22 protein-coding genes are annotated in these 24,899 nt (G+C 34.7%); all 22 read right to left on the bottom strand.

The genetic code is table 11. From position 1 onward, the window contains the following. Positions 1-4 precede the first annotated feature (4 nt). The 22 genes from DQW11_RS22580 to DQW11_RS13590 all read right to left on the bottom strand — a co-directional run bounded on the left by DQW11_RS22580 (position 5) and on the right by DQW11_RS13590 (position 24,793). A complete protein-coding gene (locus DQW11_RS22580; protein ID WP_317047887.1) occupies positions 5-619 on the bottom strand; it encodes a CatB-related O-acetyltransferase in 615 nt (204 codons plus the stop codon). Positions 620-680: 61 nt separating this feature from the next. After that, complete coding sequence (locus DQW11_RS13690) at positions 681-2,228, bottom strand: lipopolysaccharide biosynthesis protein (RefSeq protein WP_113924630.1); 1,548 nt, start codon at positions 2,226-2,228, stop codon at positions 681-683. Beyond that, positions 2,228-3,415 carry a hypothetical protein gene (locus tag DQW11_RS13685; RefSeq protein WP_113924629.1) on the bottom strand — a complete coding sequence of 396 codons (1,188 nt, stop codon included), beginning with the start codon at positions 3,413-3,415 and terminating at the stop codon, positions 2,228-2,230. The genes DQW11_RS13690 and DQW11_RS13685 overlap by 1 nt, the downstream gene beginning before the upstream one ends. Further along, the gene (locus tag DQW11_RS22575) at positions 3,405-3,968 is read right to left on the bottom strand and encodes an acyltransferase (RefSeq protein WP_113924628.1); all 564 of its coding nucleotides are present in this window, start codon (positions 3,966-3,968) and stop codon (positions 3,405-3,407) included. Before DQW11_RS22575 ends, DQW11_RS13685 begins: the two co-directional genes overlap by 11 nt. 11 nt (positions 3,969-3,979) lie before the next feature. After that, entirely contained in the window at positions 3,980-4,735 is a 756-nt protein-coding gene (locus DQW11_RS13675) for an SDR family oxidoreductase (RefSeq protein ID WP_113924627.1), read from the bottom strand. Beyond that, the gene (locus DQW11_RS13670) at positions 4,725-5,642 is read right to left on the bottom strand and encodes a Gfo/Idh/MocA family protein (RefSeq protein ID WP_113924626.1); all 918 of its coding nucleotides are present in this window, start codon (positions 5,640-5,642) and stop codon (positions 4,725-4,727) included. Before DQW11_RS13670 ends, DQW11_RS13675 begins: the two co-directional genes overlap by 11 nt. Beyond that, the gene (locus DQW11_RS13665; protein WP_113924625.1) at positions 5,639-6,355 is read right to left on the bottom strand and encodes an acylneuraminate cytidylyltransferase family protein; all 717 of its coding nucleotides are present in this window, start codon (positions 6,353-6,355) and stop codon (positions 5,639-5,641) included. Before DQW11_RS13665 ends, DQW11_RS13670 begins: the two co-directional genes overlap by 4 nt. Beyond that, positions 6,352-7,401 (bottom strand): nucleotidyltransferase family protein, encoded by a 1,050-nt coding sequence (locus DQW11_RS13660; RefSeq protein WP_113924624.1) that lies wholly within the window; start codon positions 7,399-7,401, stop codon positions 6,352-6,354. The genes DQW11_RS13665 and DQW11_RS13660 overlap by 4 nt, the downstream gene beginning before the upstream one ends. A gap of 12 nt (positions 7,402-7,413) precedes the next feature. Then, positions 7,414-8,082, bottom strand: a complete 669-nt coding sequence (locus DQW11_RS13655; protein WP_198669899.1) for a PIG-L deacetylase family protein — start codon at positions 8,080-8,082, stop codon at positions 7,414-7,416. After that, complete coding sequence (neuC, locus tag DQW11_RS13650; RefSeq protein ID WP_113924622.1) at positions 8,082-9,233, bottom strand: UDP-N-acetylglucosamine 2-epimerase; 1,152 nt, start codon at positions 9,231-9,233, stop codon at positions 8,082-8,084. Before neuC ends, DQW11_RS13655 begins: the two co-directional genes overlap by 1 nt. Then, positions 9,230-10,177 (bottom strand): UDP-3-O-(3-hydroxymyristoyl)glucosamine N-acyltransferase, encoded by a 948-nt coding sequence (gene lpxD / locus DQW11_RS13645; protein WP_113924621.1) that lies wholly within the window; start codon positions 10,175-10,177, stop codon positions 9,230-9,232. Before lpxD ends, neuC begins: the two co-directional genes overlap by 4 nt. After that, positions 10,174-11,196 carry an N-acetylneuraminate synthase gene (gene neuB / locus DQW11_RS13640; RefSeq protein WP_113924620.1) on the bottom strand — a complete coding sequence of 341 codons (1,023 nt, stop codon included), beginning with the start codon at positions 11,194-11,196 and terminating at the stop codon, positions 10,174-10,176. The genes lpxD and neuB overlap by 4 nt, the downstream gene beginning before the upstream one ends. A gap of 28 nt (positions 11,197-11,224) precedes the next feature. Further along, positions 11,225-12,391 carry a LegC family aminotransferase gene (locus DQW11_RS13635; protein ID WP_113924619.1) on the bottom strand — a complete coding sequence of 389 codons (1,167 nt, stop codon included), beginning with the start codon at positions 12,389-12,391 and terminating at the stop codon, positions 11,225-11,227. Between the two features lie 44 nt (positions 12,392-12,435). Next, positions 12,436-13,527: a GumC domain-containing protein gene (locus DQW11_RS13630; protein ID WP_113924618.1), complete on the bottom strand. Its 1,092-nt coding sequence runs from the start codon at positions 13,525-13,527 to the stop codon at positions 12,436-12,438. A 235-nt stretch (positions 13,528-13,762) separates the two neighbouring features. Beyond that, positions 13,763-14,815, bottom strand: coding sequence for an SDR family oxidoreductase (locus DQW11_RS13625; RefSeq protein ID WP_113924617.1), 1,053 nt, complete (start codon positions 14,813-14,815; stop codon positions 13,763-13,765). 12 nt (positions 14,816-14,827) lie between these two features. Continuing rightward, a complete protein-coding gene (locus tag DQW11_RS13620) occupies positions 14,828-16,138 on the bottom strand; it encodes a nucleotide sugar dehydrogenase (protein WP_113924616.1) in 1,311 nt (436 codons plus the stop codon). 99 nt (positions 16,139-16,237) lie between these two features. Then, the gene (locus tag DQW11_RS13615; protein ID WP_113924615.1) at positions 16,238-17,554 is read right to left on the bottom strand and encodes a UDP-glucose dehydrogenase family protein; all 1,317 of its coding nucleotides are present in this window, start codon (positions 17,552-17,554) and stop codon (positions 16,238-16,240) included. 250 nt (positions 17,555-17,804) lie between these two features. After that, the gene (locus tag DQW11_RS13610; RefSeq protein ID WP_113924614.1) at positions 17,805-20,411 is read right to left on the bottom strand and encodes an SLBB domain-containing protein; all 2,607 of its coding nucleotides are present in this window, start codon (positions 20,409-20,411) and stop codon (positions 17,805-17,807) included. A 232-nt stretch (positions 20,412-20,643) separates the two neighbouring features. Beyond that, complete coding sequence (locus tag DQW11_RS13605) at positions 20,644-21,150, bottom strand: ArsR family transcriptional regulator (RefSeq protein ID WP_113924613.1); 507 nt, start codon at positions 21,148-21,150, stop codon at positions 20,644-20,646. Positions 21,151-21,315: 165 nt separating this feature from the next. Beyond that, entirely contained in the window at positions 21,316-21,672 is a 357-nt protein-coding gene (locus tag DQW11_RS13600) for a hypothetical protein (protein ID WP_113924612.1), read from the bottom strand. Between the two features lie 3 nt (positions 21,673-21,675). Next, entirely contained in the window at positions 21,676-24,099 is a 2,424-nt protein-coding gene (locus DQW11_RS13595) for a penicillin acylase family protein (RefSeq protein WP_113924611.1), read from the bottom strand. A gap of 118 nt (positions 24,100-24,217) precedes the next feature. Further along, a complete protein-coding gene (locus DQW11_RS13590) occupies positions 24,218-24,793 on the bottom strand; it encodes a DUF2911 domain-containing protein (protein ID WP_113924610.1) in 576 nt (191 codons plus the stop codon). Positions 24,794-24,899: the final 106 nt, after the last annotated feature.

The following is a 24,899-nucleotide window of genomic DNA, read 5'->3' as shown; positions in this document are numbered from 1 at the left end:
GGTTTTAATTAATTGTTCTAAATTCATCAATATTGATAAAACTTAAAAATTTCTTTTCTAATTCTACTTCAGGCATATTCCACCATTCAGATTGAAGTAAATCATCGATTATCTGATCCGAAAACCTGTACTTTATTAATTTCGCAGGAACTCCTCCAACAATCGCATAAGGAGGCACATCCTTAGTTACTACTGCTCCTGATGCCACTACAGAACCGGTTCCGATTTTTACTCCGTCCATAACTATAGCTTTTTCACCAATCCAAACATCATTTTCAATAATTGTAACCTTACTTACACTATAAAGATCACTTTTAGAAAATTTTTTTACTAGCGGAGTCTTATTTAAATAAAATATAGGATGTGTACTAATAGAATCTAGCTTATGACTTCCCGGTCCGATTGTAACACCAGATGCAATTGAACAAAATTTTCCAATCTTAGCATTAAAGATTGTAGATCTTTTCTGAATATATGTGTGATCACCGATTTCACAAGAATCCATCAATACATCATTAAAAATCACATTGTACTTACCAAAAACGGAATTAGAAATTTTGGTTCCCGGATAAAACCTGCAGTTAGGGTTTTCATTTTGTAATTTTGCAATAGAATACACCTCTATAATTCTAAGATATAGGTGAAAAAAAATACTTCTAAAAAAATACAGAATCACCATTTTATGTTTTAATCTTATTTTGTTTATTCACTTTATTATAAATCGGACTAATAATAAGGTTTACACTCTTTCTATATTCAAGGGAAAAATAGTAATAGATAATAAAAGAAAAACAAATTATTAATCCATTATAAGTAAGATAAATCAACAGGTTAATCAAATTCTTTTCTATCGGGAGAAATGATTTGGTAAAAGATGTTACCGTGAAAATAAACAATATTGGAATCAATGCAGGAGAAATTAATTTCCATAAAAAAATCCAAAATTTTTCACCTAATAGTTTTACAATAATTTTTAGATAAACTATACCAACTATGAGAAAAGCTAACAATTTAAAATTTGCAAAGGCTTGCAAACCAATATATTTAAATGAAACTAAAACCCCCAACCAATAAATAGTTGGCAATATGGCACTTGTAAGGTAAAGAAGCTTTGCACGCTCATAAGCCATTATTAAAATTCCTGAAGGAGAAGTCAAAAAACTCAACACAAAACTCAAAACTAATACCTGTGCAATTGGGATGGAAGCAATATATTGATCTCCAACCCAAATTAATATAAAATATTCCATTGTATTAAAAACAGCCAAAACCGGAAAAACAGTCAATGGTAAAGCTAAAATCAATACTTTATTGAAAAACACATGCAAACCTTCAAGATCTTCTAAACCAATATAATGATTAAATTTTGCAGTGAATGGTCCGAAAACAATTCCAAATACTGATCTACAATACTCCATTAGGGAAAAACCAATTGCAAAAATCGCTAAATATTTAACACCTAAAAGATGTGAAATTACAAAGGGATCTAATTCATAGAATAGAACCCAACAAAAAGTAAGGAAAATTGAAACAAAGGCAAGCTTCCTAGTTTTTTCAAAAATCTCTTTCGAAAATTTAAAGGATCTGAAAAATAGGTTATAATCATAACCAAATTTCTTTTTTATGATGTATAGTCCTAAAATAACGGCTGTCAGGGTACACATTTGAGAAAAAAGAAAATATTCTACAATCGGGTAGTTATCATTACTAAAAAAAACAACAGCAAAAATTATTTTTATTGCATTTGAAATAATGAAAATCCGTTGAAAAATATAATCTCGTAATCGAACTGCAAAGATTATTTGAATAATTCTTTGCATTACAAAAACCGGACAAAATAATGCTAAGATTAATAGGAGATTTCTAGCGATTGATTTCTCAAAATTGCTATCCAAACTCTTTACAAGAATCTCGGGATTGAATGAAAGAAAAAATATCCCTAAAGCATAAAAAACCACAAATGCTAAAAATATAAATCCGGTAAATCCAATTATTCTAATTTCTTGCTTTAGATCTTGACGAGCATAACTTTCAGAAGCAAATTTCATACCTGCTCCTAAAAATCCGAAATCTGCATAGGCCATAAAAATATACGCCGCAATGACAAGCGTGTAAATTCCATATATAGCTTGATTAGAAGAAAGGAAAGGAGTAACAATAAATATAGCAGCAAAATTAAAAAGTATGGAAATAAATTGCCAGAAATATATTTTTATAAATTGATTCATCAGTTATTTACTAAGAAACTATTACTAATAAAATCGATAAAAATATCTTTCGAATATTTATTCTCACTTTCTTTAGAGGTTAAATATTTATACTTAAAATCTTCATACTTTTCAAAATCAATCTTATCAGGAATTCGGATAGAACAATCTTTATCCATTGCAATTATTGGTGCTCCACAAGCTTGCGAAATAGCTTTCGCCAGTATTGTAAATTGGGGTAAAACATTATTTATGTAATCGCTTTCCAACAAAATGATTTTTTTTTGGTAACAAATGGGAAAACATAAAGCTGTACTGGCATGAGTTAATACAAGAAAAGCATCTTTCACTAATTCATTTGATTGGTTAAAAAAAATAGTCCTTTTATTATAAGGATTAAGCTCTCTGTAAAGGTCAGCTTTGGGATGTGCTGCAATGATTACTTTCTTGCCTGTTTCTAATTCCAATCGTTCAAAAAATCCATTTACTTCCTCAAAATAGGGTTCTGGTTTAACTGTTTTTATTTTAAAATAATGAGCATCAGGATGATAGGGTAAATATTGATCCAAAAATACAATGAATTCCTCTTTGTAATTGGAGGATTTTTTTTTTTGTACTAAAAAAAGATCGTAATCTACAGTATTTATCTCTATTGTTTTTGAATTGATTATGTCTACATTACTCCCAATTCCAAGCCCATAATATCCCAAATCTCCTGCTTTAAAAATGATATCATACGTTTTGATAAATCTAAATTTCTTGGCTAACACTGTAAATTTATTTGCAATTAGTTGCCTGACATTTATAAAACTTAAAGTTTTTATTTTTCTTAAAATTTTGGATTTATCAAAATCCATAGAAATATTTGGAAATACCCCTCTAGCAAATACACCTAATTCAAGGTTGTGCTTAGTAAACATTCTAAACAATTTAAAAACCATTGAATCAAAGGTCATTATGGATATATATAATGTATTATCATTGAATTGTCTTTTCAAGTATGCTTCAAGTTCCTTATAGGATGAAATTCTTACAGTTCCTTTAAAATCAAATAAATTGGATGAAAAGTCAGATTTAAAAAATATATCCGTGACGTCTAGATATTCCACTTGAATTTCATTCTGTATCAATTCTTCAAAATAAAAATCCCTATATATAGCTTTTGTTAAGCGGAAATACCTAACATATACTACTTTTTTAACCTTCATTTTCTTCTATTTTTTTTATCACCCTAGCTGGATTTCCGGCTGCAACCACCCCTGCAGGTATTGATTTGGTAACTATTGAACCTGCTCCAATAACGGAGTTCTGACCTATTGTTACACCCGGCAAAATGATTGCATTGGCACCTATCCAACAACCTTTTTCCAAGACAACTTCCTTGGACGCATCATGGCCTTGCTCTATTATTGAAATATCTTTGTTTTTAAATGAATGATTAGACGTATAAAAATGAACCCCTGAACCAATCAAAACTTCATCATGAATTGTTATTCCCGCTCCATTTTCACCGGGCGTAGCAAACAACATAGACCCCGGCCTGATCACAACCCTATTACCAATTCCAATTTTGGAACAACATATCGCATAAGCGCCAGGCCTAAACTCAGCTGTATCACTAAAATGCTTGAATTTTTTTTTGCAAAGCTTTAACATAGATTTTTTAAAAAATAGAAGCCAATGGGTAAATGGAATATCAGGCCCTAGTCTATCTGCTTTTTTATCAAAGCTAATTTTATTAATCAAATCACTAATGAACATTTTTTAACCCTTTAAATCGAAGTCCAACCACCATCTACCGCCAAATTCTGCCCTGTAATATATCCTGCCTGATCTGATAAAAGGAAACTAACAGCGGGAGCAATATCATTTGGATTACCCATTCTTTTCATTGGAACCTTTCTTTCATATTCCTTAACAAAGGAAGGTGGTTGGTTGTCAAAAATACCCCCAGGCGAAACTGCATTAATCCTGATTTCATCTGCACCAAACCTACTTGCCAAAAAACGGGAAAAATTGATGACTCCACCTTTTATAGCACTATATGGAGCAGGTATTTTCATATCAGTTCCTTCATATATGGTGAAATCATTTCCTACAATCCCATAAATTGAGGCAATATTCACAATGCTTCCCTTCACTTTATTGTCAAGCATGTGCTTGATAATTTCTTTACAACACAAAATATAAGAATTCATTTGTAGGTCAACATTGGTTTTTAGAGATTCCTCTGTTAGGTTTAAAAAATCCGTCCCCCAATCTTTTGTCCTTGGATAGGCATTGTTTACCCACCCATCTATATTACCATATTGTTGGGAAATTTCATTTATAACTTTTGAAATTGAATTTTCAGTAGTGACGTCAGCATGAATTTGGTTTAATTCAAAATTTGTCGGATGGGAAATATCCAAGCTGATTCCAATGCCGCCCTTATTTTTGATATCCTCAATAAATGCTTTCCCCAAAAGACCATTTCCTCCTGTGACAACAATTGTTTTGTTACTTAGTGGTTTAAAACTAGTATTCATCCAGTGCTATTTTTAATATATCAATACTTTCTTCGAAGCTGTTCATTGGTTTAATATCGTTTTTTAAACATTCTGTAAAATATTTCATTTGCTCCAAATAGGTAGATTGAATGGAATATTGCGCTTGATAAAATTCGCCTAAATTACTAGAAACAATAGTGTTGGAAAGCAAGTCGGCTACCCAAACATCATCCTCCCATACTAACTCTATGGTCCTTTTAGGAAATTTTCGATAGTAATTTAAAGTTATAAAAACGGATGTATCAGGGTAGTCCATAACATAATGGGCTATATCTTGGGTATCAATATTTAAGCTTGATTTTTTGTCAGAATACGCTAAAATCAGTTTTTCAGGTTTTCCTAATAAAAATATGGTGTAATCAATTTCATGAATAAGATCCAGATGAACCCCTCCTCCTAATGATTTGATAGCACTATAATTTTTTGTATAATCCTGGTTGGGTCTCCAAGAAGGAAGGAAAGAGCCACAATAAACATTAAATTCAATGGGTCTCCTTTTTTCCAATTCTGACTTTAAAATCTTTATTATAGGATGAAACCTTAAATTACAGGCAACATAGGTTGTTGTACCACCTTTCGAAATTTGGTTTTCAATTGAACTGGCATGATCCAGATTCATCATTACAGGTTTTTCAATAAACAATGGTTTTCCAAACGGCAATAAATCTAATATGGAATTAGCATGTTCAGAGGTCGGATTTGAAATAATAAAAAAATCTATATCCTCTGGTATATCATTTCTTGAAGAAATGTCAATCACACTATCAAATCTTACCGAATTCTTGGCGGATCGAAGTGCAAAACATTTAAAAGAAGGATCAATTGAATTTAAAGCAAAAATATGTTTTTGGGCAATGGACCCCAATCCAACTATCAGAACTTTCATAATTTAAAGCCTAAGGAACCATCTTTCATCAACAATTCCATTATTTTGAAATCAATTGGTTCATCTATATCAAAACAAATATGAGGCATTACATATGCCAATGATCTTTCAGTTGTACTGATAAAAAAATTGCCCTTCATATATTCTCTTGTAAAAATGTAAAAAGAAGCATTCATATCATAAACTATTGGTGCCTCTTGCCGCGATTTTAACTCACCAAAATCTTTTACCACTTTTACAAACCCATCACCACTCTCTTCAACCATATTGAAATATGGATTTCTAGATGCTTTGTTAACCGAAAAAATATTTAACGCATTCGGAAAGTTAATTAGAATTTCTAAGGCTGATTCCAAATCTCGCAAATTTCGTAATGGCGATGTAACATCTAAATCCAAAACATAATCATAATTTTTTCCGAAATTCGATTCAGCAAACACCCATGCCTGTCTGATTGAATCCATTTTTCCAGCTTGATCAGTTGCTAATTCTTCAGGCCTTTTATATGCTGTACGGTATCCCTTCAAACCAGCACAATCTAAAATCTCTTGACTATCGGTACTGATTTGCAAATCCGCTCCATATTTTTCACAAAATGCAAAAGCTGTTTCTAAAGTGTAATGTAATAAAGGTTTATTGTTTAAAGGCAATATATTTTTACCCGGAATTCCCTTTGACCCGCCTCGAGCACAAATAGTAACAAGTATTTTCATTTGAAATTTATATGTTTAATATCTTCTTGGGCTTTCTTGTAATCCTCATGCTTACCAATATCTAACCAATACCCCATTAATGGATATGCAACAACTTTTTTTCCAATTTGAATTAGTTGATCCATTAAATCCGTAGCATTATAAAACTCATTCTTTGGAATTTTATTTATAATTTCCTTTTTCATCAAATATATTCCAGCATTGGAGTAATGGGTATAGGTTGGTTTTTCTTTTAGCCCGACAACAAAATGGCCTCTTGTCTCCATTACTGCATAAGGAATGTTAACCTGGTAAGGAATGCAAGCGACCGCAAAATCAGCTTCATTTTCTTTAAAAAATACAAAAAAATCTTCAAGATTAATATTAGTCAATAGATCAGAATTCATTAATAAAATGTAATCATGAACAAAATTTTCTACCAATGCTAACGCCCCAGCCGTACCTAAAGGCTTTTCTTCTCTAACATACTGAATATGAATACTTTTATCACTTCCATTCTTAAAATAATCCTGGATTTGGTCTCCAAGATATTTAACAGAAATCCAAATATCATCAACTCCGAACTTCAAAAGCCTATCTATATTCATTTCAAGGATTGGTTTTTCTCCAACCTTTAGTAGGGGCTTAGGTATGTGATCAGTGAGTGGCCTTAATCTTTCTCCCCTACCTCCCGCCATAATTAAGGCATCTACGGGAAGATAAGATGATTGATGACGAAAATTAACTACATTAACTACTTTATTATCTGAATCAACTACAGGTAAGACTACAAAATACCTCTCCCTTAATTCGATAACTGATTTTAAATCATATTTTTCTTTGTTTATAAATTTAGGATTTGGCTGGATAAATTTGTTTAGATGATCTTCAAACCCAAGACCCCTTAAAAACCCTCGTCTTAAATCACCATCGGTTAAAGAACCTATTAACCGATTGTCCTCATCTATCAAGAAGATGATAGCATCTGCAGCAAGTTCATCCAGCCTTTTAAGCGCAACTCTTACACTCTGATCAATATTTAAGAGATGTTCTGAAAAATTTCTCACTTCTTGGTGTTTTTAATCAATAATTTTCACAATCTGAAAAGCTTCAGCGTATTCGCAGCCTGCTACTGCCCCACGATAAGTAGCTAAGGCTCTTATATTTCTCTCACTTCGTGGAAAAGGATGGTCTCCTAATTCTGAGGAATATATTCGCATTATTTCAATTTTTTTTTCAAGAAATTCACTTATATCAACAAAATAATTAGGTAAGAAGACTTTCTCAGGAAAAGCAGGGGCAAATTCTGTTTCTGATAGACATTCATACATTAATACCTTTTTCAAAAAAGGATAACGAAAAGATTTAGTACATGCCATCACAGCATCTGATAAATATCTGTGGTCTGAATGAGCATCAGATCGATTCAAAGAAAATAAAATTTCAGGTTTAATCTCCTGAAATATTTTAGAAAGTCTAGGGACAAGTCCAACTACTGAAGAACTACTTAAACTCATGGTAGAATAATTAAGAAAAAACACCTCTTCAAACCCAAATCTTCTACTTACTTTTTCAATTTCATCTTGGCGAGAATTTACTCTCTCCTTTGAAAAACCTTCATCCTCAGAAATTTTGGTAGCAATGATCCAAAAAAGTTTATCTCCTATCTCCTTATGCTTTAATAGGGTACCACCAACACCTAAAGTTTCATCATCAGGATGGGCTGAAATTACAATTACATTTTTCATCACTTCAAGGGATCAAAGGTTTTATATACTAAGTCATTAAATTTTATTGATTTAATGAGGTTATAAGCTTTATTCGCACTTTTTCCATCCCCATATGAATTTTTTACATTTGCAATATGCGATCTATAGGAATCGCTAGTTGCTAAATTTATTGCAGAAATTACTGAATCAACATTACCCTCGCAAAATTGAACATTTCCGTCTGCGTATCTTCCCATTTGCCTCAACCCAACATTTATCACCGGCTTTTTTAAGCTTGCTGCTTCAAGAATTCCGGATGATGAGTTCCCAATTACAAAGGAACTATAATAGAAAAGGGTTAAAAACAACTCTCGAGATAAATTCTTATATGCAATAAATCTAGGTCGCTCCCTATTTCTTTCTATTTCATCAATTATTTGACGGTTTCCCGAATCTGTATTTGGATATCCGCAAAATACGGTGATTTCTAATTTGTTTAATGCCTCTAAAATTGACCTGAAATCATTAATTGAATTTTCTAAATCAGAAAGTATAGGATGAAAAATAAGTACCGCAAAGTTCGTGGGAAAGCTAACTATTCTAAAGTGCTTTCCTAACTCTGAAACACTAATTGGATTGAATGAAACAATCTTATCCAATGATATATTTCCAATAACATGAATCCTAGACTCTTCTTCGCCCATTCTTATTAATCTGCTCTTGTGCTCAGGCAAAGTAACAAAATGTACAGAGGCTAGTTTTGAAGCTGCATGCCTAATAGGATTATCAACATTTCCATCAGTTACATGATCTCCACCATAAAAATGGATGGTTGGAATCTTAAGGTATGATGCTATAATTGGAATTACAATTGCATCCTCACGATCCCCAACAAACAATATTAAATCAGGCTGAAAAAAATTAACAATGTCAATGGAGTTTTGAAAAAAAATACTTGCTGATTTAACTCTTGAACTAACTGAATCACCATCAATTAATGTTTCTACTTCTGCTAAAATATTAAAACCGTCTTGTTTTATATTGTCAATGGACTTGCCATAGGAACTTGAAAGATGTGCTCCACTAACAAAAAGTCGAAAATCAACGTCGGAATCATCATCTAAAAGCTTGTATAAATCAAAGAGCAAATCATAATCTGATCTAATTGATGTAAAAGACAATATTTTCATAATGCCTCTTTCAATTTTTGTTGAATTTTGACAAAATCCTTTATTGGTCTAGCCGGAGATCCTGTCCAAACTTCATTGTCAGGAATATTTTTGGTTACAACAGCACCAACTCCCACGGTCACATTATTTCCAATAACCAGGTGTTCCAAAATTGAGCTTGATGGAGCAATCCAGCAATTTTCCCCTATTCGTGTGCTTCCGGCAATCATAGCATTAGCAATGATAGCAGAATTTCGGCCAATTAAGACATTATGAGCTATATGGACTAAATTATCAATTTTAACTCCTTCTTCAATTATTGTGGGTTTTAAAGATCCCCTATCAATACTTGTATTCGAGCCTATTTCAACATTATCTTTAATTATCACTCCGGAAATATGAGGAAATTTTTCAAAAACACTATCCTCATTTTTAATATAACCAAACCCTTCTGAACCAATTACTGTATTTGAATCGATATAAACATTCTGACCAATAAATACACTATCTTTTATACTACAATTACTTCCAATAGTAGTGCCATCCCCTATTTCACAATCGCCTATAAAAGTAAATGGACCAATGGAAACATTATTCCCAATCTTAGCACTAGAACTGATAAAAGCTGAAGGATGAATTTCAACTTTTTGTTCTTTTCGAAATAATCCATTTACAACTCGAGAAAATGTAAGTTTAGGATTATCTACTTTTATAACACATTTTAAAATCTGGATTTCTGGTGAGATAACAACTCCTTTATCACATATTACAACCTTTGCAGGAGTTTTCTTTAAAATTTCTTCTTTTCCAAGTCTTGTCGAATTAATCCAATCAAGCGAATCAGAATCAATATTTTCTGCTGAGGCGACATGGTTAAACCTGATTAAGTCTGTATTACCAACTATCTCTTTTTCTTTTGGTAAAAAAATTTCTATATCCTTGAAAGTAAAATGTTTAATTATCATATTATTTTATCTAAAGTAATCTTTTCAAATTTAGAAAATCTTTCTTTGGTTTTTTTACCAACTACTTTTTCATAATCCATTGGAGAAATACCATCGCCAGGCCTGAGAGCAATGATGTCTTCTTTCTTTATAAATTCACCTACCTCAATTTCCTTGGAAGCATATAAACTTTTTCGCCCTAATATCTTGTTTTTAATTTCACTTTCACTTGGCTCCTTAATTCCACTGCCAAAAATAGCTAATTCGATATTTCTAATGGCACTGACCATATTTTTCAATTCTATCGGCTCCAATGAAGCTTTATGGTCCGGGCCCGGTAAAGATTTGTCCAAAGTAAAATGTTTTTCAATGACTCTAGCCCCAAGTGCCACAGCAGCAATAGGAACCTCAATGCCCAAAGTATGATCAGAATAGCCAATTTTTACCCCCAACTCTCTTTCTATATGAAGCATGGCTTTTAAATTTACATCTTCCATAGGGGTAGGGTATTCGGTATTACAATGCAAAACAGTAATATAGCTTCTATCCAATCCTTCATTCTCAATCACGTTGATGGCATCTTCAATCTCCTTCATATAAGCCATCCCTGTGGAAAGAATTATGGGCTTTCCTTTTTGGGCTATATGTTGTATCAATAGCTTATTCGTGATTTCACCTGATGGCAGTTTATATAGTTCCGGTTCAAAGGTTTCTAAAAAATCAATGCTTTCTTCATCAAATCCTGTAGATAAAAATTTAATGCTCAAACTTTTTGAATAATTTATCAAATTTAAATACCATTCTTCCGGAATCTCGAGTTTTTTTAACATTGAAAATTGAGAATTATCTGCATCCTTTAAATTGAGCTCTTGGTATTGGGCTTTTTTGGCTGATTTGCTTACAAGTTTTTCAGCTTTAAAAGTTTGAAATTTCACAAAGTCAGCTCCTGAATCTGCAGCTACTTTTATTAGCTCTTTGGCTTTCTCAAAGTCACCATTATGGTTGACACCTGCTTCGGCAATAATTAGAACTTTCTCCATTATTATTTATCAAATAATTTCAATTATACTACAACCTTACCCCACTTGGAATATTGACTAGGGTTTGAGCTATCTCAATACTACTTGGTAAACCATCATGAACAGAGTTCCGAAACATAGGTAATTCGGACATCAGTGTCCATGCCGGTCGCGTCATTACAGAATTCTCATTGGTTTCTTTCAAAAACTTATCTCTTTCAGTTTTATCTTTTAGCCTGATCGAGCAAAGCCAGTAATTTGACTCATTATGCATGGGTTCAACAACAAATTTAATATCCTCTGTTTGTCTAAAAAAATCCAAATAAATGTCGGCAAGTTCTCTTTTATTTTTTACATATAAATCTAACTGTTCCAATTGGGCACATGCCAATGCAGCATTCAAATTGGGCATTCTATAATTGTAACCTATACTATCATGGAAAAAGTCCCATTGGTGGGGAACCTTTGCTTGTGTTGTTAAATGCTTAGCTAGTTTGGCAATTTGTTCATCATCGGTGACGATTGCACCACCACCACCAGATGTAACTGTCTTATTTCCATTGAAACTGAAAACACCAACTTTGCCAAAGCTTCCAGTATGTTTCCCTTTGAAATAGGACCCTATAGATTCTGCTGCATCTTCTATTAAAGGAATGTGATATTCAGAAGCTATATCAGATATTTTGTCAATTCTACACGAATGCCCAAAAGTATGCATCGGTACAATTGCTGATATTCTTTGATTAGTATTTTTATAGTAGGATGATTTTAATCCTGTGTCAGGATTAGTCTTAAAAATAGTGTTTTTTTCAAGCCACTTTAAAAGTGAGTCCGGTGACATCCCTAAAGTTTCAATATCCACATCAACAAATACATTTGAGGCCCCAATGTAACTTATGGCATTGCAGGTTGCTACAAAAGTAAGAGCTTGGGAAATAACAATATCTCCTCTTTTTACGCCTGAAACCAAAAGTGCAGTATGAAGAGCTGCAGTACCATTTACGGTTGCTACTGCATATTTTGACCCTGAAATACGAGCGATCATTTCTTCAAATCTATTCACATATTGACCCACAGAAGAAACAAAAGTTGAATCAATAGCATCAAGTAGATATTTCCTCTCATTTCCAATAAAAATGGGTTCATGTAAAGAAATTAATTCCTTATTTATGAAAAGGTCTTTAACAAGCGAAATAAATTTACCAGTTGTTTCCATCAATCAATTGCCAAAATTTACATTAATGAAATTAAATGAATGGATCAAATCAAATTTTCCCATTGACTTTTAACTTTAGAAAAGTACTCAATACCAAAAATATATGCTACAGAAATAGTAAACCCTAAAAGTGTTATAGCAATAAGTATATTTATTCTATTTGGTGCTGACTTTTCAGACGGAATAGAAACTGGCTGAATTATTGAAAAAACAGGTGTGTCTTTACTTACTTGCAATTTGGATTGTTCTAACTGTTTTGCAAGCTCATTGTAAATATTAAATGCGAAATTATATTCAGCTTCTAAAACCTCTAATTGATTATTTGCATAAGCTGTGGAAATATTTTGATTTCGATCTCTAAAATCTGAAAGTCTGTTTTGTATCGATTCAAATTCCTTTTTTTTTTCATTATATCTCTTCTCAGTATACTTGAGCTGAAATTCTGCGTTTTTGATTTTAAATTCTATCAATTCTTTTTGAAGTAAATTTTCAACAAATAAAGCCATTTGAGCTGCCAGAATTGGATCCGGCATTTTATATGAAAGTTGTACAAATCCTTCTTTTTTATTCGAAAAAATGGAAAGTTGAGAATCAATTCTTTTAAAATGGCTAATATCAGTTTCTGATAATGGTGTCAGATTTTCATAACTGATACCTTCAAGGGTATCTTGCATACCTCTAATTTGTGTTAAAATCGAACCAATTAATAAATCAGGTAATCCAATAGTGTATTTTCTTACTTTTACTAATATTCCAGGCTTATAAATTTCCTCAAAATATTCACCATATGTTACTTCTTTATTTAACTCAGTTACTTTTAATTTAGAATTTATAATGGCTTTTTTAAATTTCACTGAAGATACTAGTTTAGGATATAAAGAAGGGGGAATATCAGAACTAGAACTCAAATCACCTAGATTTATTCCCGCAAGGGAAGCAATTCCGCCCAATGAACCAATCCCACTTTTTGAATCAGAAGATTGGGGAATAAATGTGCTTGTCGCAGTAAATTCATTAGGAATTGAAAAAACAAAGAAAAAACCAAAAACTAATGAAATCATTGTTGATAACATTACAATTCTTCGTTTTGACCAAATTTTTTTCACAAAAGCAAGAATTTGAATTTGATCTTCCATTTAATTTGAAATTTAGAATTTGGGATTACTTCCTATTTGGAAATGGACTTTCAATTGTTCAAAAATTAAAACCAATAAATCTAAAAAAAATGAAAATTTCGTTGGTTTTCTGTTAAACTTTAGATGAGAAAACGAATGGAATTATTCATAATTTAGGCGATGTTGTGGTAAAATAATTGGATAATTTCATTTTTTGGCTAAGGAATATTGAACTACGAATATTTCTCGGTATAAATTATCCTAAATATTTCCAGTACCAATTAGTCGCTTCTGTTAATCCCGACTCGATATCATACTTGGGTTGATAACCCAAAATTTTATTGGCCTTTTCAATAGAGGCCAACGAATGAGGGATATCTCCTCCCCTATTTGGACCGTATGAAATTTTGACATCATTAATCTCGGGATCGAATTTTGACAAGGTCCCTTTCAATATCTCAACCAATTCCTTTAAAGTGGTCCTTTCTCCAAATGCTACATTGAAAACCTCGGAAATCGTACTCTCGTGGTTATAAGTTTTTCCTATGCCTTCTGAATAATTTTTTAACCTCTCTTTAAAATCAGCGGTCGGTGTAATTGCTGCCAACTGATTAGCCAGAATCACATTATCGATATAAGTAAAATCTCTGGAGTAGCTGCCATCCCCATTAATAATAGGACTATTGTGCGCCATAAATTCTGAAACGAATTTTGGAATCACTGCTGCATAGGCGCCATTTGGATCCTGTCTTCTTCCAAAAACGTTAAAGTACCTGAGCCCCACTGTTTCTATCCCATAAATATCAGAGAAGTTCTTGGCGAAAAGCTCATCAACATATTTTGTTATGGCATAGGGAGAAAGGGCATTTCCGATGATGTGTTCTACTTTTGGTAATGCGGCATGATCTCCATAAGTGGATGAACTTGCAGCATATACAAATCTTTTGACTCCTGCTTCTTTGGCTGCAAAAAGCATTTTGACAAATCCACCAATATTGACATCTGTGGTGGTCATTGGGTCTGCAATTGATCTTGGAACAGATCCCAATGCAGCCTGATGTAAGACATACTCACAACCTTGAACGGCGGCGTTACAATCCTCAAAATTCCTAATGTCACCTTCGATCAATTTGAATTTTTCATTTTGAAAGGCTATTTGAAGGTTTTCCCTTTTTCCCGTGGCAAAATTATCCAGACAAACAACTTCATTTCCTTGTTCAAGGAGTACATCCACAAGATTGGACCCAATAAATCCTGCACCTCCGGTAACTAGGACTTTTTTATTCTCTATGATTTTAGCTTCTCTCATAACCGAAGCATTTTATAATCTGGCATCTACTTTCGATTTCTCTAGAATTCCCTTAACGTCATAGACTACCTGATTCTCTGACTTTTGGATAAGTATTTGCTTAAACTCCTTATGGGCAACAGCCAAAATCACCGCAGAGTACTCATCTAAATTTGGTTTATTTTCCGCATTAAGAATATCTACTCCATATTCGTGTTTGACTTCCTTGGCATCTGCCCAAGGATCATAGACATCTACATCCATATCAAAAGACTTCAACTCATTATAAATATCAATCACCCTTGTATTTCTTACATCCGGACAATCTTCCTTAAAAGTGAAACCAAGAATCAGAACTTTAGAATCAATGACTTTGAGATTTTTTCTCATCATCAATTTGATTACTTCAGTAGCTACATGTTTACCCATGGAATCGTTTAATCTCCTACCTGCAAGGATAATCTCAGGATGGTAACCAACTTCCTGAGCCTTTTGGGCGAGATAAAATGGATCTACACCGATACAATGCCCACCAACCAATCCCGGTTTGAATGGCAAAAAATTCCATTTCGTACCTGCAGCTGCCAATACCTCATGGGTATCTATCCCCAATAAATTGAAAATTTTGGACAACTCATTGACAAAGGCAATATTGATATCCCTTTGGGAATTCTCGATTACTTTTGCGGCTTCTGCTACTTTAATGGAAGACGCCTTATGGGTTCCTGCGATAATGACAGCTCGATAAAGCTGATCAACATATTCAGCCACCTCCTCATTGCTTCCTGATGTTACCTTAAGTATCTTGGTGACCGTGTGTTCTTTATCACCAGGATTGATACGTTCAGGGGAATAGCCTGCAAAAAAATCCACATTGAATTTTAATCCAGAAAATTTTTCAAGAACTGGTACACATTCGTCCTCTGTCACTCCGGGATAAACAGTGGATTCATAAATAACGACATCGCCCTTTTTTAATACCTTACCAATTGTCTCCGAAGCTTTAAGCATGGGAGTCAGGACAGGTTTATTGTGTTTATCAGTCGGTGTTGGAACTGTTACAATGAATATATTACATGATGAAATAGGCATTACTGCATCTGTTACAAGCAAGCCTTTTCCTTTTTCCTCAAGCGCTACCGGGTTTTTTGCTAAGACTTTCTGAAGGTCCTTGTCTTCAACTTCTAAAGTTCTATCGAATCCTTTTTGCAATTCATCAACTCTTTTTGGATCGATATCAAAACCAATGGCTTGAAATTTTTCAGCAAATGCAACTGCCAAAGGTAAGCCCACATATCCAAGCCCTATAACGGCAATTTTTGAATCTTTTAATGATTTTAACATGATTAGGTATCTAATAAAATATTAAGAATAAAATATTGAATTTTTTGAAAAAATATGGGGTGGAAGGATTTATGGACAAATCAAGCACCCCAATTACCATTAAATACCAATTCCGTAATGTGTAAACCCAAGTTCGGACAGGTATTCTTTTTCATAGATATTTCTACCGTCAAAGACCACTTTGTTATGAAGAAGTTTTCCCACAGCAGACCAGCTTGGAATTCTAAATTCAGACCATTCTGTGACTAGAAGAAGAGCATCTGCATCCACCAGAGCATCATAAGCATCTTTTGCGTAAGTAATTTTGTCCCCGATATAAATATGCTGCGCTTCTTTCATTGCGATTGGGTCGTATGCCTTCACTTTTGCACCGGCTGCAATCAATTCGTCAATGATCACAATAGAAGGAGATTCCCTCATATCATCTGTATTGGGTTTGAAACTTAAGCCCCACATGGCAAAAGTTTTACTACTCAGGTCATCACCGAAATGTTTCTTTATTTTTTTGACCAAAACATACTTCTGATCATCGTTAACGTCTTCTACAGATTGTAAAACCCTTAGGTCATAGCCATACTTTTTTCCGGTCTTAATAATGGCCTTCACATCTTTTGGAAAGCAAGAACCACCATAACCTACTCCCGGATAAATGAACCTTGTCCCAATCCTTGGGTCAGAACCGATTCCTTTTCTTACCATGTTTGCATTTGCTCCTACGAGTTCGCAGAGATTAGCAATATCATTCATAAAAGAAATCTTTGTGGCAAGCATAGCATTAGCAGCATATTTGGTCATCTCTGCAGAAGGGATGTCCATATAAATAATTCTGTCACCATTGAGCTGAAAGGGCTTATATAGTCTTTTCATAATTTCCTCAGCCCTTTCGTCATCTACGCCGATGACAATCCTATCCGGTTTCATGAAATCGTCGACAGCTGCACCTTCTTTGAGAAACTCAGGATTAGATGCCACTGCAAAAGGAAGATCAGAGCCTCTTTTTTCCAAAGCTGCTTTGATTGCCGCCCTTACTTTTTCTCCAGTTGTGACCGGCACCGTGCTTTTGGTTGCTACTACGATATAGTCTGTCATGGTACGGCCAATTTCATCAGCCACTGCCAATACATATTTAAGATCTGCAGAACCATCTTCACCTGGAGGTGTTCCAACTGCGATAAAGGCTACTTTGGAATCCTTAATAGCTTCACCAAGGTTAGTGGAAAATTGGAGCCTTCCGCTTGCAAAATTTCTTTTCACGATTTCCTCTAAACCAGGTTCATAAATGGGCATGATACCGTTTTTAAGGTTTTCAATCTTTTTTTGGTCAATGTCAACGCAGACAACTTCAATGCCTACTTCAGAAAAACATGCCCCGGATACCAAACCGACGTATCCTGTACCTACTACTGTAATTTTCATTTTTTAAAAATTTTATGGTTAATAAATTGTTGAATTATTCTATGTTGCCATTGAGTTTATCGGCAGATAATTCTATCGAGATAGATTTATTTTGTAAGTTATATTAATGATTTGATTAACTTTTAATTTTGAATCAGATATATTCATTCTTAGACAATGCAAATGAAATAAATTATAAATACATAAAAAAGCAATTCAAATATTTTTTTTTGTATTTTAAATTAAAAAGGGATTTGCTTTCCAAATCAAATCATTGAGTCATTTGGTTTATTAATAGAACTAAGGTAGTTAATGTGGTTGTTATGGCTAGCCATCCCTGTATAGACATTGGTTCTTTGTCTTTCTTTGAAGGAACAATTATTTCCGAGCCTGGCTCAATCTTGGGATATACTTTGAAGAAAAGAAAACCTGATGTTCTTCTTACATCACCATTTGCATATACCACATAGGAACGTTTTTTTCTGGATTTATCCGTAAACCCCCCCGCTCTTGAAATATAAGATTTAAAACCAAAGGTCTCTTCATAACGTGCCGTTGTAGGAAACAACACTTCACCTCTCATTCTTACTGTTTGCAATAATTTCGGGATACTTAAAACGTCGCCCTCTTGAATTATCAAATCAAACGGACTTCCAGGATTGTTTATGATTGAAACTAGGTCAATCCCAATCATGTCTTGGGTTTTAACCACTTCTTGCGGCACGGTGTCATTTTCCGAAACCAAATCCTCAATGGTTTCTTTTCTGAAATCGTCAATCAAAAGTCCTCCAGATTTATTCGACACCACACCACCCTTTTCTTCTATTTTTTGGTCTATTCTGTTTAATAAAATCTTTTCAGCTTCGGTTGTATCCCTTTTGATCATTTGAAAATTCCTTTTTACTTCCATCAAATTGGTTGATTTGATTTCCTCCTCGCTAGGGCCTTCAAAAAACTCATTTCGCCTAATCAAGGTGGCACCTTTTGGATATGCAAATTGGTTTAAACCGCCTGCTCTTCTTAATAAATCAGAAATTCTTTCATTGGCATGTGCTATGGCAAATTCTCCGGGAAAAAGCACTTCCCCTTCTACACTCACAAAACGGCTTCTCTGAAATCCTGAACTCCTTCGAACTGTAACATTATCAAAAGGTGTCAAAACAAAATTTGAATCCTCACCCAAAATCTTTAAGTCCTTGTCAATATCAATATGTATGATCTCTGCCAACTTACCTGAAACGTCATCTTTTACTCTTCTTGCTATTTCTATTTGGGACGATGTAGCAGATTCCTTTAGGCCCCCGGCTCTAAATACCAAATCGGAAACACTCATATTTTCAGCAAAAGCATATGTTCCAGGTCTATTAATTTCTCCACCTATGACAACGTAGAACTCTTCCCTAAGATCATAAATGCTTGGAATATACAATACATCTTCTCTTTTTAATGCTATATCCTCTGCAGTACCATTAACAATTTCACTTAAATTAACTGTTACCATTTCCAGGGAAAAGTCTTCCCTCGTTCGGTAAAGGGCAGCCCTATTCATAAAAGCATCAGCCCTTAAACCTCCAGCTTTATTAATCAAATCTTTGACTCCCATGCCTTCCTCTAAGGCATAAGTTCCTGATCTTACCAAGGCTCCGGAAACCTGAACCCTGTTTTCAAACCTGTCTAAAAGTTCTCCAAAAATAAACTTGTCGCCATCTTTTGGAATAAATTCTCCAAAATTTTGACTCTCTATATTTTCAACCTTAAACTCATTGTCTGTCGTCCTTACAACTGTTCCCAGATTTGAGTATGCGTTGCTTGAGAATCCTCCTGAAAATTTGATAAGATCTTGAAGATTTTCATCATGCTTCATTTCAAATAACCCCGGTCTCCTAAGCGGGCCGGTGATTTCAACTCTTTTTTCAACAGGTGGGATCAAAATAACATCATTGTATTCAAGCCTGATGTTAGAAGATTGGTTTCCATTGACCAAAAAGTCATAAATATCTAACTCTGCCACCATTTTACTGTTACGATAAACTCTGACGTTTCGAAAAGAGCCATCAGGTTTGATACCACCAGCTGCATAAAGGGCATTGAAGACAGATGCAAAAGAAGAAAGTGTATAACTTCCAGGTGTGAATACCTCTCCTACAAGTGAAACTTGGATGGACCTTATATTCCCTACCCTTAACTGCATAAATGTATTAGGAGAAGACCCTCTCAACCCGGAATAAATATTCCCCATTGAATTTTTTAATCTTGAAGTTGCCGCCTCAACCGTCAATCCTGCCAAATTTACCGGTCCAACATTGGGAATAAAAACCAACCCATCGTTATTGATATTCAAATCATATTCGAATTGAGATGCTCCATAAATATCAATCAAAAGCTGATCACCGGCTCCTAGAATATAATTTTGCGGAGTTGGGATATTTAGGTTTGGGGTAAAATTGAGGTTCTTGTTTCTGAATAATGTAAATCCAAATATTTTTTCTTCCTCCTCAGTATATTCAACTTCTTCCTCAAGCAATTCTTCCTCAGATTGAATCCATTCCCTCCCTTCGACCTCCTGTGAAGTAGAGGCATTACTTTGGGAATCTTTTCCTTTTTTTCTTAACTTATTTATTCTTTGTCTCAGTTTGGCAACTTCCGTAGCCGGCATCCCTCTTTCTCTAGCCATTGCCTCAAGCTGTTGTTCGGTCATCCCTGAGGTTTCGGCTCGCTTAATTAGCTGCTCCAATTGGGCATCCGACAATTCATCCACCTTAATGTTTTGGATATCTGCAACAGATTGGCCAAAAGAAGATATTGCCAAAACGACTAAAAATAAACCCGTAAAAAAAAGCCTTATAACTGAAATTTGATTGTTGTTTCTTTTGTTCATTTTGAAAATATTAGCCCTTGTTCGGAAAAACAAAGGATTTGGTTATCTCAATTCCTGAATTCAATTTTTTCATTATTTAATAATTACCCCGAAAAATAATTCAAACTATTCAGAATATTAACAAAAACTTGACCTAAACTCATTTTGGATGACACAGCTTCGCCCTTTCAGTCACATTTTTTAATGTGCTTAGAAACAAAAAGTATCATTTGAGCTACTTTCGAGGTGAAAATTACCTCTTATACAGCGTCAGGGAGTCTTTAGGGTTGATTTCCTTATTGATACAGAATATTACTTTTCTGTCTATCAATTCCTCAATCCTTCCTGTCAGGTGCTCAAGGTAACTTTCATTCAATGAGTCACCTTTTATTATAACTTCAATTGTACCCGAATCAATACCTTGAGCATAATCACCCGTCAATATAACTTCATTCACTTCTCCCATTCTTTCCAAAACTGCCTCCAACAAGCGATCAAAACCGAGGTAATTCCGAATGATGTCCTGCAAATTTGAAAACAAAGGATGGTGTGTATTTGCTTGATATTCAATCCTGTTTTTATCTGCAACTTTCAATAAAAAACCAGCTTCTGACAAATGATTAAGCTCTTTTCGGATCGAATTGGTTGATTCTCCAAATTCATCTGCAAGACCTCTCAAATGCCCCTGATTTTGGGCATTACTAAAAAACTTAACCAAAAGTTTTAAGCGGGTCTTAGATGTAATGAGATAATCTAACATAAAAGTGATCTGCACCAAACGAGCAACAAAAGTACTCGTATAGGAAGTAAAAGCAAAATATTTTCAGTTTTTTTGACTTTGGAATATTAATTCAAAAATAATAGGACTTAAAGTAAAGATAGCACTGAAATTAAACCAGAGATTATTTCTAATTAAGACCGAAAATCAATTTTTTCTTTCGAAGAGCTTCCTAAGCATCGACCCTGTCAATCCACTGAATCCTCCGATTAAAAACCCCAATAATGCTGTTCCAAACAAAAGAAGGTTATCATTCTCCAAGCCCATCAGTTCAGCCATTCTTTTTGGAAGTTCTGAATCCGTCTTAATTGAAATAAATAAAGAGAGCGCCATCCATGTCAAACCAAATCCAAGTCCTGAACTGACAAATGATGAAACCTTCCCTGCTCCTACTAAAAAAGAAATGATGGCAACGCCTATCATCAAAATCCAATAAGGGGCATAAGGACCAACCAAAAGAACCATAAGTACCACAATTACAAACAACAAGAGTGATTTTTTCATAAATCAATTTTTAAATAATGTAGTGAAAAGGGAATTTGAAAAACTCTCCTCAGATTTTAAAGAAACATCAACATATTCACCATTAGCCCACTTTTTGAGCAGGTTGTCGTAGTATTTACTTCCCGGATTGCCGGATTGGCCACCGGGATAAATGCCAAAAGCTTCCCCTCCTTCTCCCATCTCTACCACCATCCTCCAACTTGCTCCATTTCGTTCGCTTGTCGCATTCAAAATCCCGGCACCCCCACCTGTATAGACATTGATATGGCTGAATGATTTGAAATTGGGAACGAGATGCAAAACAGAAGTTTTCTTATAATTTGCCCATGAATAATCCTTCTCCGTTTTTTCTATTTCTTTCATTGTCTCCACCATTTCAGAGAAAGAGGAACTCGCCAAGGATCTTGCAGTTTCTTTCTCAGTAGTTTCAGGATTATCAAAAATCTCATTTTCAGGCTCATTCAGCAATAATTTCGTTGTCTGATATTTGTTGGGCAATACAATAGGCCGGCCTTCAATTTTCCACTTTGACCATATCCCTTGATGGAGTTTTTCCCACCAAACATGAAATAAAGTAGGCTCTTCCTGATTTGGAAATGCATTGAAATTCCACTTCTTCAACTGATTCAGGTATTTATTTCCAAAATCATCCAAACGGCTGACTTCTGTAGAATCCAACAAGTCCAGCATAACGGGAAGTGCTTCACTCGCATGGAGATGAAAATTATCAAATTGGAGCGCCATCATATCTTTGGAAGTAATTTGACTCATTTCCTCCAGGCGGTTATTCAATCTCCTGTTCCGATAATGTTCAAAACTGTGGTCAAACATATAATATGGATAAGAGGGATCGACTGAGTGTTGGTTGGCTGAGGAAACAAATCCACGAACCGGATTCAGCGTCGATGGATTATGCTCATTTGGAATAAAACCTTTCCATTCAAAATCAGGGTTTTTCCCATCCATCAAAAACTTTCCTTGACCTTCCCATTTCAGTGGAAATCTTCCCTGAACTTTCATCGCTATATCACCATCTTTTGAGGCAAAAACAAAGTTTTGGGCAGGGGAAGTATAATGATTCAATGCGTTGATGTAATCGACGTGATTCTTTCCTTTGTTGAGCAAAAGGAATGTTTTTTGTTCATTTGACTCCAAATGGGCAGTCCATTTCAAAGAGAAATTAACATCCTTGCGGTCAGACCTAAAATTTTTATCATAGACCACAGGACCATGATGGGTATAGACTACTGTATCCATAAAGGAACCCTGACCTTTGACTTTAATCTCCTCTATACGGAAAGTGCTTTTTACCCAAACTTCATCATATAAATATTCTGTCCTGCTTTCGTCTCTAAACTGAATGGCGTACCAATCTCTTGTATCTCTCGTAGCATTGGTAACTCCCCAAGCTATATCCTGATTGAAGCCGGATATGATACCCAAGGCGCCGGGTAAGGTCGCCCCTTTGACGCTATGGGACGAAGTAGAAAGTTGCATCACATACCAAAGAGAAGGCAAGTTCAAGCTCAGGTGAGGATCATTGGCCAAAATCGGGTTTCCACTCTTTGTTTTTGCTCCGGATACTGCCCAATTGTTTGAGCCTATTCCCTCTACAGGTTGTGGCATGGTATTTACAAAAATATCTGCATCGGGATAGCCGGTACTGTCAGGTTTTGAAACTTCCAAAGGCACAAAATCCCAAATCCTCTCTGCCTCTATGACAGGATCATTTTCCTCAGGAAAATCAGGATAAAGCTTATCCAACATCTCCTGACCAATCTGATTCCTGAGATTGGTATATTCCAAATCCCTATCTCCCACCAACATGTCAGCCATGTATTTCAGCAATAACAATGATTTGTAAGCGCTCCATGTTTCCGGTTTGTAATCAAGAATTTTATATTCAATGGGTAACTCAGCGGCATTCAAACTTTCTATGTATTGATTTACCCCATCAGCATAGGCCTCGACCAACTCATAAGTATCAGGATGTTCTTTTTGGATGTATTGGAGGGAAGTTTCGGCCGCAAAAGCGAGACCTTTCCTTCTGGTCATCCTGTCCAACTCTATGGCCATCGGACCAACAATTTCTGAAATCCTTCCTGCAGCAGCCATCGTTTGGAATTCCATTTGCCAAAGCCTGTGTTTGGCCGTGATGTAACCTTGAACTCTATACAAATCTTTCTCATTGTCAGCAAAAATATGGGGTATAAGATTCTCATCATAAATCACCTTAACCTTGTTGCTAAGATTTTTGAGATCAAGCTCTTCCTCAAAATCCATGTCCTCGCTGTATGAATTTTGCCAGAATCCATGATTTGGATCCAGCAACTTTCCAATAGGTGGAACAGAACCAAACTGAAGAGAAAGAGATATTGCCAATCCGAGGGTAATCAAGAAAACAAAGAGAAAACCAATGTATTTCATACTGTTACGATTGAGAAGAGAATATTGAAATTAACAGATTGATTGTGATTTTAAAAAATGAAAAAAATAAAAAAGACCCTGTGAAATATTCTACAGGGTCTTTTTAAAGAAACCAAAATTACTGGATAGCAATAGGAAGTTTTAATTTCTCCCATCTCACCACAATACCCGGCGACTCGATGGCGATAGAAAGTTGTTCTTGGCTTTCTTCCACCCACTCAGGTGTAGATTCTACACGAAGCACATCATTTTCTTCTTTATATTGAAAATGCCCATGCTCAAGATTCCATTCAGAGTTGAAAATGACTGTCCAAGCTCCTGAAGCCTTTGGAATGGTAAACAAAGAATATCTTCCTGCTTTCAAAGGTTGTCCTTCTACTGTCACATCAGTGCTGAAATCCACATAAGTAGCCTCATTGGCCCCTGTCCTCCATACTTCATTATAGGGTACCAAATCTCCCCAAACAACCCTTCCCTTAATGGAGGGTGCGCCATATTGAATCATTAATTTTGAAGCCCCAACATTTCCTTCCAAAGTTCTTAAAGGACTGGGTCTTTCCTCCGAAGCAGGTTTTTCTTCAGTGGCGACTTCTTCTGTTGCAGTGGTCTCGGTGCTTTTTTCTGCACCGCAACCTGCAAAAAACAAAGTTGTAGCCGAGAAAACAGCTAAGGTGAACAAGTTTGATTTTTTCATAAAGTTGTAGTTTTACGCTTCGAAGATAATTATTTTTTTTTCAACAAAACCAAATCAAAACCCATTACCTGAAATGTCAAACCTTTCTAGGCGTTCAATTCGGAAT

It is taken from the genome of Cognataquiflexum aquatile (genome assembly GCF_003316845.1).
GTDB classification, from domain to species: Bacteria; Bacteroidota; Bacteroidia; order Cytophagales; family Cyclobacteriaceae; genus Cognataquiflexum; species Cognataquiflexum aquatile.
Note: the sequence above shows the minus strand (reverse complement) of the source record. Positions and strands in the feature narration are given on the sequence as shown.